This is a genomic window from Ruegeria sp. H8 (genome assembly GCF_056532905.1).
Genome location: NZ_JBQFNY010000001.1, coordinates 566,660 through 579,120, shown reverse-complemented (window position 1 = coordinate 579,120; position 12,461 = coordinate 566,660). Strand labels below are relative to the sequence as shown.

General features: G+C 57.6%; 10 protein-coding genes. 8 read left to right on the top strand and 2 right to left on the bottom strand.

Annotation, left to right across the window (positions count from 1 at the left end; genetic code table 11):
* Position 1 precedes the first annotated feature (1 nt).
* Entirely contained in the window at positions 2–1,498 is a 1,497-nt protein-coding gene (locus ACR0A2_RS02770) for a VWA domain-containing protein (protein ID WP_480833975.1), read from the top strand.
* Positions 1,495–2,724: a hypothetical protein gene (locus ACR0A2_RS02765; RefSeq protein WP_480833974.1), complete on the top strand. Its 1,230-nt coding sequence runs from the start codon at positions 1,495–1,497 to the stop codon at positions 2,722–2,724. The genes ACR0A2_RS02770 and ACR0A2_RS02765 overlap by 4 nt, the downstream gene beginning before the upstream one ends.
* 3 nt (positions 2,725–2,727) lie before the next feature.
* Here ACR0A2_RS02765 and ACR0A2_RS02760 read toward each other — a convergent pair whose 3' ends face one another.
* On the bottom strand, positions 2,728–3,408 hold the full coding sequence (locus ACR0A2_RS02760; RefSeq protein WP_171204803.1) for a Crp/Fnr family transcriptional regulator: 681 nt from the start codon (positions 3,406–3,408) through the stop codon (positions 2,728–2,730).
* 198 nt (positions 3,409–3,606) lie between these two features.
* Here ACR0A2_RS02760 and ACR0A2_RS02755 point away from each other — a divergent pair, with 198 nt between their 5' ends.
* The 3 genes from ACR0A2_RS02755 (at position 3,607) to cls (ending at position 7,702) form a co-directional block, all read left to right on the top strand.
* On the top strand, positions 3,607–5,217 hold the full coding sequence (locus ACR0A2_RS02755) for an arylsulfatase (RefSeq protein ID WP_254441632.1): 1,611 nt from the start codon (positions 3,607–3,609) through the stop codon (positions 5,215–5,217).
* A gap of 74 nt (positions 5,218–5,291) precedes the next feature.
* Complete coding sequence (locus ACR0A2_RS02750) at positions 5,292–6,266, top strand: HAD family hydrolase (protein ID WP_480833973.1); 975 nt, start codon at positions 5,292–5,294, stop codon at positions 6,264–6,266.
* A 23-nt stretch (positions 6,267–6,289) separates the two neighbouring features.
* Positions 6,290–7,702, top strand: a complete 1,413-nt coding sequence (gene cls, locus ACR0A2_RS02745; RefSeq protein ID WP_480833972.1) for a cardiolipin synthase — start codon at positions 6,290–6,292, stop codon at positions 7,700–7,702.
* On the opposite strand, the gene ACR0A2_RS02740 is transcribed toward cls, so the two are convergent.
* A complete protein-coding gene (locus tag ACR0A2_RS02740) occupies positions 7,699–8,142 on the bottom strand; it encodes an ion channel (RefSeq protein ID WP_480833971.1) in 444 nt (147 codons plus the stop codon). The two genes, cls and ACR0A2_RS02740, sit on opposite strands and share 4 nt — an antisense overlap.
* 164 nt (positions 8,143–8,306) lie before the next feature.
* On the opposite strand from ACR0A2_RS02740, the gene ACR0A2_RS02735 reads away from it, so the two are divergent.
* Genes ACR0A2_RS02735 through ACR0A2_RS02725 form a run of 3 tightly spaced genes read left to right on the top strand, consistent with a single transcriptional unit; the run spans position 8,307 to position 12,395 of the window.
* Positions 8,307–8,954, top strand: coding sequence for an ABC transporter ATP-binding protein (locus ACR0A2_RS02735; protein ID WP_171639451.1), 648 nt, complete (start codon positions 8,307–8,309; stop codon positions 8,952–8,954).
* Complete coding sequence (locus ACR0A2_RS02730) at positions 8,951–11,365, top strand: ABC transporter permease (RefSeq protein WP_480833970.1); 2,415 nt, start codon at positions 8,951–8,953, stop codon at positions 11,363–11,365. Before ACR0A2_RS02735 ends, ACR0A2_RS02730 begins: the two co-directional genes overlap by 4 nt.
* Positions 11,355–12,395 carry a lipocalin-like domain-containing protein gene (locus tag ACR0A2_RS02725; protein ID WP_480833969.1) on the top strand — a complete coding sequence of 347 codons (1,041 nt, stop codon included), beginning with the start codon at positions 11,355–11,357 and terminating at the stop codon, positions 12,393–12,395. Before ACR0A2_RS02730 ends, ACR0A2_RS02725 begins: the two co-directional genes overlap by 11 nt.
* The last annotated feature ends 66 nt before the right edge of the window (positions 12,396–12,461 follow it).

The window sequence follows — 12,461 nt, the reverse complement described above, 5'->3', positions numbered from 1 at the left end:
AATGGATCTGGCTGATTTCCATTTTATCCGAGGCTATTACCTGCTGCTTCTCATCCCCATCCTTGTGTTGTGGTGGCGGATCAGACCCAGACCGATGGCAGACACCAAACTGCCATCAGGGATCGCCCCGCACCTTGCAGAGGCCTTGCTGATGGGCAAGGAAGAAAACAGGCGCATCCAGCCCATTGATGTTGCGCTGATCATTACGGCGCTTGTCACATTGGCGGCCTCGGGTCCGACATGGTCGCGCGCGCCCAACCCGTTGATCGCAGACACGGCCCCGTTGGTGATCGCTCTCAAAGTCACCGACAGTATGGAAAGCTCGGATCTTGCGCCATCGCGGCTGGATCGGGCACGGTTCAAGATTTCCGACCTGATCACCGAACGTGCCGGCGCACGAACCGCTTTGATCGCCTATGCAGGAACGCCGCACCGAGTTGCGCCTTTGACCGAAGACGCGAACATACTTCGTCCGTTGCTTGAGGGGTTGACGCCTGCGGTGATGCCGAAGGATGGCGATGCGGCAGCCGATGCGCTTGCGTTGGCTCAGTCCATTCTGGACGACAGCGACAGCCCGGGGGCGATTCTGTTTGTATTGGACGACCTTGATCCATCTCAGGTAATGGGGCTAAGCTCCTCTTCTTCTGATATTTTCTTTCTCACCATGCTGCCGGATAGTGGTCGTATCGCGCAGCTGGACAACATCCCAAACGCCTCAGTGGTCGCGTTTTCGGACGACGACCGGGACATCAATCAACTGATGCGCCGCATTCAATCGGCCTATACTGCCGCCCTGGATGACGATGATCGTCTGGACTGGCAGGACAAGGGCTGGATCCTGGCCTGGCCTGCTGCGGTGTTGTCTCTGCTGTGGTTCCGCAAGGGCTGGGTAATTCGTTGGGCGGTTCTGGTTTTGATTGCGTTGCCTTCATCCGGCGCGCGGGCAGAAGGATGGCGAGACTGGTTTTTCACCCCCGACCAACAAGGCCAGATCGCGATGAACCAAAAACGATTTGGCGACGCGGCCGAGATGTTCGAAGACCCATATCACAGGGGATATGCCTATCTCAGGGATGGTCAATACGAAAAGGCGTCGTCCGTGTTTTCCACACTGGGCACGCCGGAAGCTGCGTTTGCCGAAGGTATGGCCCGCATAAGAAACCGCGAGTATCGCCCAGCCATATCGGCGTTCGAGACCGCCTTGGAACGTCGCCCCGACTGGCCCGAAGCCCAGCATAATCTCGACCTGTCCAAGGCCATCCTGGACTATGTCGAAACGACGCGTGAACAGTCTGACACAGGGGAAGAGGCTGGCATCGGTGCAGATGATACGGTGTTTGACAACGATGCAGCACGTGGCAGTGACTCCACGGTTCAAGCCCCCAAGGACGGGCCACAGTCACTGTCCGCCGACCAGTGGATCAGTATGATCGACACCGACACGCAGGATTTTCTGAGAAACCGTTTCCTTTTGGAAATTCAGGAGCAAACAGAATGAGATACCTAGCTGTCTTCATCCTGTTGTTGCCGTTATCCGTGTCCGCACAGGAAAACTCAGCCTATCAACCTAGGGTATCAGTGGACGTCCCGAACGAGGCCGTTATCGTCGGCCAGCCCGCCATCGTCCGCATCAAGGTTCTGGTTCCGACCTTCATGCCGCAGCCGCCCGTATTCCCATCATTGGAGCAACAAAATATCCTTGTTCGCCTGCCTGAGAGGGCTTCTGGCCCGATAAGCGAAACGGTGGACGGAGAAACGTGGTCCGGCGTACAGCGCAGTTATCGCCTGTATCCGCTGGCAACAGGGCCTGTTGCGTATGATGCGCAAGAGGTTGTCGTGACATTTGCCGATCCGCAGTCCAATGACCCGGTTCAGGTTTCGGTGGCGCTGCCTTCCATACAGTTGAGCGCAGAGATCCCAGAGGGCGCTCAAGGTCTTGACCCGCTGATCATCGCAAGTGGTTTCTCTCTTGATCAGAAGCTGGACGGTCCGACCGATATGCAGGCCGGCGATTCCATCACGCGCGAGATAAGCGCGCAGATCTCTGGCACCACGGCCCTGACAATCCCGGCGCTGACGCCGCAGGATCAAAGCCAATTGCTTCGCGCCTATCCCAAGGAGCCCCGCTTTTCGGAAACAGAAGACCGGGGCATCTTGTCCGGGCAGCGGGTCGAAGAAACCGTGTACATCGCCCAAGATGGTGGCGAAACACAGTTGTCGGCCGTTTCCATCGACTGGTTCAATCTGGACACCGGTCAGATCGAAACGGCATCACTTCCCTCGACCAAGCTGACTCTGGCACCACCCAGGCGACAGCCGCCTGACGCGCAAACCATCATCAAATCAGTTCTTTACCTTGTCATTGTTGTATTCGCATTGTGGACATTGGGAAGATTTCTGCGCCCGCGCTATGCAACCTGGAAAACGGAACGGCGCCGCAGATATCTGGCATCGGAGAAGTATGCCGTCGATGCCTTGCGATCCGCTTTAATATCACGGGATTTGCCCGCGGTTTATCAGGCATTGGATCTTTGGAAATCGCGAAGCGCGCATCCAGAGCGTTCTTTGGATCTTGAGAAGAGCCTAATGAATATCGGTGCGGCGCGGTATTCAGCGACGGCTGGCAACGGCCAGGAAAACTGGGAAGCGACCATGCAACACCTAGGCGCACTGAAAAGCGCAACAGAACGAAAGAGCGGTTCTTTACCCCCGCTCAACCCTTAGACTTCAACTTTGACAGTTGCTGATCAGCTTGCGCCGGTCGATCAACCGCAGCCGGCCATACCCCAATTCCACAAGGCCCAGATCCGCCAGATGATGCAGATGTCGATGCAAGGTCGGCTGAGATACCGCAACCATTTCAGCAAGTTCTTCCTGAGACACAACAATCCATCCGTCCGAACTCAAGGCGCCTTCGTCAAGATGCAGCAGACGCAGCACAAGGCGCTTTTCAGACCCCGTAACCGCAAGATTGGCCATGATGCGCAGAGCAGTCTTCATGTTTTCATGCGTCAACGCATAGAAATCACGGATGTATTCCGGGTTCTTCTGAACCAGGCGTTCCACCCGCGAGCCGGGAAAATACAAGGTGCGGGTCTTTTGCGTTGCCACGACGCTGACCAAGCGTTTGGCTTCGGCAAACAGCGCAAGATCCCCGATCCAGAATCCTGATCCATCCTGATGCAATACGAATTCCTGTCCATCATCGGCAGGTGCCGTGATCTGAAGTGCGCCTGCGAGCACCGCATGAATACCGTTGGCGCGGTCACCGTGGTGGTACAAGGTTTCTCCGGAATCGAAGGTTCTTTGAATTGCGCACGTCATAAGATCGCTCTGAAACTTTGAATCGCGCGTGCCAAACCAGTCGGTCTTGGCCAGAATCCGCATATCGTCATCAGAATCAAACATTTGTATCTTTCAAAGTGATCATATGATAAGTTTTCGATACGTTTCATCGCGTAAAATAGCTGTGTTCACTGCCCGAACAAGAAATTGTTTTTATTCGGGCAATCAAGAACTTGCTTGCAGCTTCAAGTTATAAGCTAGCGGCTTCAATTAAATTTCAATTTTCCGGGTCATTAAGGCTCGACTGATCAGGAGCACTTCATGTCTTCTCCACGAATGATTGCAGATAATTGGCGTAGAACACTGCGCCGGTTCGCGGTGGCGACCGTAACTGTCGCCCTTGCCGTGCCCGCCTGGGCGCAAGATCAAAAGCCCAATATTCTTGTGATATGGGGCGACGATATCGGTCAATCCAACATCTCGGCCTATACAATGGGTCTCATGGGATATCAAACACCCAATATCGACAGGGTTGCCAAAGAAGGCATGATCTTTACCGATTACTACGGTGAACAATCCTGTACCGCCGGCCGTTCGTCATACATCATGGGGCAATCCGTGTTCCGCACCGGTCTTTCCAAAGTCGGCCTGCCTGGGGCAGATCTTGGAATGCAGGTTGAAGACCCAACTATCCCGGGGCTTCTTAAAGACCACGGCTATGTGACCGGTCAATTCGGCAAAAACCACCTTGGTGACAAAGACGAACATCTTCCGACAAACCACGGTTTTGATGAGTTTTTTGGCAATCTTTACCACCTGAATGCCGAAGAAGAGCCGGAAAACGAAGACTATCCGGGTGATCGCGTTCTGGCGGATGGGCGCACCTTCCGCGAGGCCTATGGCCCGCGCGGCGTCATCAAGTCCAAAGCGGATGGCACGATCGAAGACACCGGACCCTTGACCCGCAAGCGCATGGAAACGGTAGATGACGAAACCGTGGCCGCGGCCATCGACTTCATCAAGCGGGCGCACGAGCAAGGTCAGCCCTTCTATGTCTGGTGGAACGGTACCCGCATGCACTTCCGCACCCACGTCAAAGACGAGATGCGCGCCAAGGCCAATGAGTTGTCGGGGCGGGTCGCTGATGAATACACCGCCGGTATGATCGAACACGACATGCATGTAGGTCAGCTGCTGGATCTGCTGGACGAGCTTGGCATCGCTGACAACACGATCGTGCACTATTCCACTGACAATGGTCCGCACATGAACACCTGGCCGGATGCAGCTGCGACGCCGTTCTGGGGCGAGAAGAATACCAACTGGGAAGGTGGTTGGCGTGTTCCGTCAATGGTACGCTGGCCGGGCAAGATCGAGGCCGGATCAGTCACCAACGAGATCGTGCATCACATGGACTGGCTGCCCACTTACCTCGCTGTGGCCGGCGATCCGGACATCAAGGAAAAACTGAAGACCGGCTACAGCTCATCGGGCATGGGTCGCGACTATAAGGTGCACCTTGATGGCTACAATATTCTGCCGCTGCTGACTGGTGAGACTGCGGCAAGCCCCCGGAAAGAAATCTTCTATTTCTCGGATGATGGTGACCTCACGGCGCTGCGCTTCGAAGACTGGAAGCTCATCTTCCTCGAGCAGAAAGCCTGGGCCACGTTGCGTGCCTGGATCGAGCCATGGACCGAACTGCGCATCCCGCTGATCGTTAACCTGCGCCGCGATCCGTATGAACGCGCGTACCGCACGTCCAACACCTATTACGATTGGCTGTTGGACCGGGCCTATTTCCTTGTGCCCGCCCAGCAATACGTTGGCAATTTCCTCAGTACGTTCCAGGAGTTCCCGCCACGACAGAAAGCAGCCAGCTTCAACCTGGATCAGGTCATGGAGAAGCTGACAACGCCGACCAACAACTAGGTCCGGCGACGCCACGCTGTAGGCCGCCCTGCGCAGGGCGGCCTTTTTTAAACACAACAGTTATCGAGATCTTCATGAAACACGTTCTTTTAGGTGCCTTTCTGACCTGTGTTCCCGTATCCCTGCTCGCTGATCCGCTGCCCAGTTGGAACGCCACAGCGGCAAAAGAGGCGATCCTTGAATTCGTGTCCAGTGTTACCGACGCGGAAGGACCTGACTATGTGACGGCTTCAGATCGGATCGCGGTATTTGACAATGACGGCACACTCTGGGCCGAACAGCCGGTTTATTTTCAGTTTATCTTTGCCATGGATCGGCTTTCTGAACTGGCTGAACAAGATCCTTCGATCCTGTCCACACCCGCTTTGAAAGCCGCTGCCGAAGGTGATCTTGCGACGGTTCTTCAAGGGGGCCACGATGCGTTGATCGAAGTTGTCAACGCGTCACATTCCGGAACGACTGTCGAGGCGTTTCAGGCCCAAGTCGCGGAATGGCTGGCCGAGGCCCGACACCCGGACATCGGATTGCCCTATGACCAGATGACCTATCAGCCCATGGTCGAGCTGTTGCGCTATCTTCGGGACGAAGGGTTCAAGACCTATATTGTCTCGGGCGGCGGCATTCACTTCATGCGGGTCTTCGCGGAACAGGCCTATGGCATTCCGCCGGAACAGGTTCTGGGCACATATGGAAACTCGACATTCGAAGATGTCGATGGCGTTCCGACTGTCATCAAGGCCCCCGGGATTGCCTTCATCGACGACAAGGAAGGCAAACCCATCAACATCGAACGCACGATCGGCAAACGCCCCATTCTGGCCGGAGGAAACTCGGACGGCGATTTCGCCATGCTGGATTGGACAACCTCGGGTAGCGGACCACGGCTGGGTGTTCTGATCCACCATACGGATGCCGAACGTGAATGGGCCTATGATCGGGAAAGTCCGATTGGGCGGTTGGTTGACGGTCTGGATCAGGGGCCGGACAAAGGCTGGATCATCGTCGATATGGCGAAAGACTGGTCGCGGGTCTACACTGGAGGAAACTGAACGACCCGAAAGACTTAACGCCCATGTGGACATTGCTTGTATCCATCTTCGTTTTTGCGTTGTACGCAACTGCAGTTGTGTTTTCGGTGCGCGCGGCGCAAACCGCGCGCACACCGCAAGGAGCCGTTGGCTGGGTGGTCTTTTTGGTATCGGCGCCAATCTTTGCGGTTCCGATGTACCTGTTTCTGGGGCATCACAGGTTTCGCGGCTACCGCATCTCGCGCCAACAAAGCGAACGGGTCGTCGAAGGCATCAAGACCTTTGCTGACTACTCCAGACCTGACCCATCCACGATGTCGGTCAATCCACGACCATTCGAATTTCTGGCTCATCTTCCGGTATCCAGTGGCAATGGCGCTCAGCTTCTGATCGACGGTCAGGCAACGTTTGACGCCATTTTTCAGGCGATAGACGAGGCCAGGAACTATATCCTGATCCAATTCTATATCGTCAGAGACGATGCGTTGGGCCGACAGCTTCAGACCAAGCTGATAGAAGCTGCGAAACGCGGGGTCCATGTCCGTTTCATGACCGATGCCGTCGGCAGCTATGGATTGGCAAACACCTATCTGGACACAATGCGCGACGCTGGAATTGACGTGGCCGACCCGCGTGAGCAACGCGGGCCGAATTTCAGGTTTCAGCTGAATTACCGGAACCATCGCAAAACCGTCATCATCGACGGTGAAACAGGCTTTATCGGCGGTCACAACGTGGGTGTTGAATATCTGGGCGAAGACCCGCATTTCGGCCATTGGCGCGACACGCATATCAAGATGACCGGCCACATCGTCCGGCAGTTGCAACTCATCTTTACCGAAGACTGGCACTGGGCGCGCGATGAAGACCTGATTGACGACCTCGACTGGGCAGGCAGCGAGGCCGAGCAAGACATGAATGCCCTGTTGGTGGCCACCGGACCCGGAGACGAAACCGAAACCGGCGCCATGATGTTCTTTTCGGCCATCGCCGAGGCGAAAGAAAGACTGTGGATTGCCTCGCCCTATTTTGTGCCCGACATCGACGTCATGACCGCCCTGCAACATGCAGCGATGCGCGGTGTTGACGTGCGCATCCTTGTCCCGGATATGATTGATCATCGGCTGCCGTGGCTGGCTGCTTTTGCCTATTTCGACGAAATCCGCGATTGCGGCGTGCGCGTGTTTCGATACACGGACGGTTTCATGCACCAGAAGGTTTTCGTGGTTGACGACACGCTGGCTGCGGTCGGCACGACCAATCTGGACAACCGGTCCTTCCGGCTGAACTTCGAGGCGATGGCCCTGTTCTTCGATGCCCGCGCAGCCCTGGCTGTCGATCGCATGCTACGCGCGGATTTCGAGGCAAGCTATGAATTGACGCGCAGTCTGGCCCAGCAACCCGCGCATATCCGGTTCGGCGCCCCATTGGCGCGGTTGTTTGCGCCTATCCTCTAGGTAAAGAACTTCTCTTGAAAGACGCGCGTCATCATCGCCACCAGATAAGCGGTCGACAGACCAAAGGCCAGAAGACCAGCAACCGCAGCAAAAGACCCAAAGATGCGCAACCCTTCGCCCAAAACGATATCGCCATATCCCAGGGTCGTGAACGTCACCAATGAGAAATAGATGGCCGAGTTCCAATCCGGCAAAACCTCAAGCAACACCCAGACGATGGCCCAAATCCAGACCTGAATCGTGTGCGTGGCGACGATAAAGGCCAAAGATACCGCGATTGGTGCTGCCGTTCCAAAGAACACCCCCTTGGCGGACCATTTTTCATCCCACTTGATGATCGTGACGGTACACCAGGTCAGCAAGAGAATCTCGACCAAGAAGCAGAGCGCCAGAAATGTACTGCCCCAAACGATCTGATGCAGCAACGTCATGTTTTTCATCCCGATTTACGACAGTTTACCGTCCGGGCAGAATGGCCCTTTGAGGTGCAGGGCACAACCCCGGCGATCGTGAGGAACGCCTGCGGCGAATGGAACCGAGTGCGGGTCCGCACTGGACAGTTTGGAATTCCATCGCACATCCTTGGAAGAAAAAAGGCCAGATCATGCTGTTGACCATCGACCGTGTTCAGAAAACCTATCCCGGCGGGCGCCCGGTTCTGCGCGACGTGTCGCTGACATTGGATGAAGGGCAGACACTGGCCCTGACCGGCGAAAGCGGCAGTGGCAAAAGCACTCTGCTGAACCTTGCCGCAGCGCTTGACTGTTTCGACAGCGGTGAAATCATCTTGAACCGAACGCCTCTGTCCAATCTGGACGATGCCGGGAGGGCCGAATTGCGGCGCAGTCAGCTTTCGTTGGTGTTTCAGCAGTTCAATCTGATCCCTTCGCTGACCGTTGCGCAGAACCTTTCCTTTCACGCCCGCCTTGCCGCCGCCGAGGATGCCGATTGGACCGCGCATCTGACCGAACGCTTGGGCCTGTCCGATCTTTTGGACAGATATCCCGAAAACCTGTCCGGCGGGCAACAGCAGCGGGTGGCGATTGGTCGTGCCATGGCAGCGCGTCCGAAACTGCTGCTGGCGGATGAGCCCACGGGCAATCTGGATGAAACCGCCAGCGCAAGGGTTCTGGATCTGATGTTGGCCTTGGTGGCTGATACCGGCGCAGCCCTTCTGTTGGTCACGCATTCCCAACAGATTGCAGCCCGCTTGGATCGAACCGTCCAGCTCTGCGGTGGTCGTATCCAATGACACGCGCCGTCATTCAGGCTTTGATGTCCCACTGGCGGGTGCACTGGTTGCAACTGGCGACGCTTTTGACAGGCATCGCGTTGGCCACCGGTCTCTGGTCCGCGGTTCAGGCCATCAATGCCGAAGCGCGCGCCAGCTATGCCCGGGCCAACGCGCAGCTTGCCCTTGGGCAGTTCGACGAGCTGCGCGATCCTTCCGGTCTGATCCCGGTTTCTCGTTACGTCGATCTGCGTCGTGCTGGCTGGCAGGTGGCGGCCGTCCTGGAGGGCCCCTATCGTATTCAGGGCCGCACATTGCGCCTGATAGGTGTGGACATGGTCGCCTACCCGGCCCTGCCCGCCATAAGCGAAACCGACCAAAGCACCGCGCCGACTGAGCCGGCGGACATGCTGACCGCTCCGGGGCGGCTTCTGGTCGCGGCAGAGCTGGAGCCGCTGTTGCACGACCAGAACAACCTTCCGCCGTTTTCAATCACCGCGGCGTTGCCACCGGACGTTATTCTGACGGATATCGGCACAGCCGAAGCCCTGCTGAACCAAACCGGTTTCATCTCGCGCCTCATTGTGTTGCCGGATCAGCCGCGTGATCGGCCACCTTTGGCCGAAGTCGCGCCCGAACTGGAGCGCGCCAGCCCATCCTCGCAAGTCGATACTGCTCGGCTGACTGACAGTTTTCACCTGAACCTGTCGGCTTTTGGCCTGTTGTCCTTTGCCGTTGGCCTGTTCATCGTGAACGGCACCGTCGGGCTGGCTTTTGCCCAACGCCGAGGCATGATCCGCACCCTGCGTGCACTGGGCGTTTCGATGCGGCGGCTGGTCTTCCTGATCCTGACCGAACTGACGGGGCTGGCCCTGATCGGTGGAACCTTGGGTCTGCTTCTTGGGTTCTTTCTGGCCGGAGCGTTGTTGCCCGATGTCGCAGCAACCCTTCGCGGCCTGTATGGTGCGCCCGTGACCGGACAGCTGACATTGCACCCCCATTGGGTGTTTGCCGGGATGGCGATGGCTGTCTGCGGCACCTTGTTTGCCAGTGGCCATGCGCTGTGGCGATTGTCTCGTATGCCCCTGCTGGCGGGGCCCGGTGTGCAAGCCTGGCAGGGCAATGCTGGCACACGCCTTGTGACAGGTTTGCTCGGCTTGGCCCTGATCGCCGGCGGTGTCATCACCTATCTCGGCATCGGTGGTCTGGTTGCCGGTTTCGTGCTGTTAGCCGGATTGCTGACGGGTGCAGCGCTTTTGTTGCCGGCGCTTCTGACCTTTGCGCTTTCCGTCTTTGGCAACAGATCCCGTGGCGCCGTCGCGCAGTGGGTCTGGGCCGACATGCGTGCACAATTGCCCGGGCTGTCGCTTGCCCTGATGGCCCTGTTGCTTGCGCTTGCGGCAAATATCGGTGTGGGCACAATGGTTTCAAGTTTCCGGCTGACCTTTGTCGGCTGGCTCGACCAGCGCCTGACTTCAGAGCTCTATCTGACCGTCCGTGACGAAGAACAGGGGCGCGAGATCACGGATTGGCTGCGGCCACAGGTCGACGCCATCCTTCCAATTCGCAACATTGAACTGTCGCACGAGACGGGCCCCCTGTTTCTGTACGGGGTCATTGATGATCCGGTCTATCGACAGCACTGGCCGTTGATATCGGCAAACTCGACCGTATGGGACGACGTCATGGCCGGAGACGCGGTTCTGATCAACGAACAACTGGCACGGCGCGCGAACCTCTGGCCCGGAGATACACTGACATTGGCCCAGAATCATACGCTGACCATCGCCGGGGTTTATTCGGATTATGGAAACCCAACCGGACAAGCCATTGTGTCGATGAGCCAACTTGACCGGATCGCGCCAGGGGCCGAAACTCGACGGTTTGGCATCCGTTTGAACCCCGAGCAGGCGACTGAAATGGCGCAAGCCTTGCGCGAGCGGTTTGCCCTTCCGCGTCAGGCCGTGGTCCAGCAGGCCGCCATGAAGGCGCAATCATTGGCAATCTTCGAAAAGACCTTTGTCGTGACATCGGCGCTCAATGTTCTGACCCTCGGCGTAGCGGGATTTGCCATACTCACCAGCCTGCTGACCCTGTGGACCCAGCGCCTGCCTCAGATTGCTCCGGTATGGGCGCTGGGACTGAACCGGGCGCAACTGGCGCGGCTGGAGCTTTTGCGCAGCGTGCTGCTCGCGGCTCTGACCGCGTGTCTGGCGTTGCCGCTTGGTCTGATCCTCGCCTGGGTTCTGTTGGCAGTGATCAATGTGCAAGCCTTTGGCTGGCGGTTGCCGATGTTCGTGTTTCCCTGGGATTGGTTGTGGCTGTTCCTGTTGACCCTGCTGGCCGCCCTGGTTGCAGCGGCCCTGCCCGCGCTGCGCATGTTGCGTCTGCCCCCTGCCGATTTGCTGAAGGTGTTCGCCAATGAACGTTAATGCCCTTTTGGCCGTTCTCGTGTTTTTGTACCCATCGCCTCTTTGGGCGCAGGGCTATGCAGGTCTTGGAGGGTCGGCGGAAGGATTCGAGGTTCCGCAGGCGGGCTTTGAATTCGACTTTCCCAAAGACCACGGACCTCATCCCGCTTATCGGATCGAATGGTGGTATCTGACGGCCAACCTCAAAGGCGAGGACGGGCGTGACTATGGCATCCAATGGACCCTTTTCCGGTCGGCCCTGAAACCGTTTGAAACAGATGGATGGCAAAGCCCGCAGATCTGGATGGGCCATGCGGCTGTCACCACGCCTGACACCCACTATTTTGCCGAACGCCTGTCGCGTGGGGGGATTGGGCAGGCAGGTGTTGCGGTGCAACCGTTCGAGGCCTGGATCGACGAATGGCGCATGGCCGGACCGGATATGGACACCCTGACCCTGACCGCAAACGGGGCTGATTTCGGGTACGATCTTGCGCTGAGCGCACAAGGCCCGTTGGTGTTTCATGGCCAAGCGGGCTATTCCGTCAAATCTGCCGACGGACAAGCCAGCTATTACTATTCGCAACCCTTCTATTCAGTCGAAGGCGTACTGCACCTGCCGGATGGCGATATGCGCGTCACCGGTCAGGGCTGGCTGGACCGGGAATGGTCTTCGCAACCCCTGGCCGAGGATCAAACCGGCTGGGATTGGTTCTCGCTCAGCTTCGAGGACGGGGACAAGCTGATGGCCTTTCGCCTGCGCGGAGGTCGCCGCGATTTCACTTCGGCCACATGGATCAATTCAGACGGCAGCACCGATGCCATCCCCGACGGATCCGTCAGACTCGAGCCGCTTGCGACCGATCAGGTGGCAGGTCGCGACGTCCCGACGCAATGGCGCGTCGTGCTTGCGGACCGAGGCATCGACGTCAAGGTTTCCGCCCTGACACCGGACGCCTGGATGGGGACACGTTTTGAATATTGGGAAGGTCCGGTCACGGTTACCGGCAGCCACGAGGGCGTCGGGTATCTCGAGATGACGGGCTACTGACCTGGCTGCGGGAGCCCGAACGGCGGCAGGCGACCGTCGGGGCTCCGGCGCCACTGTGCACGGCAT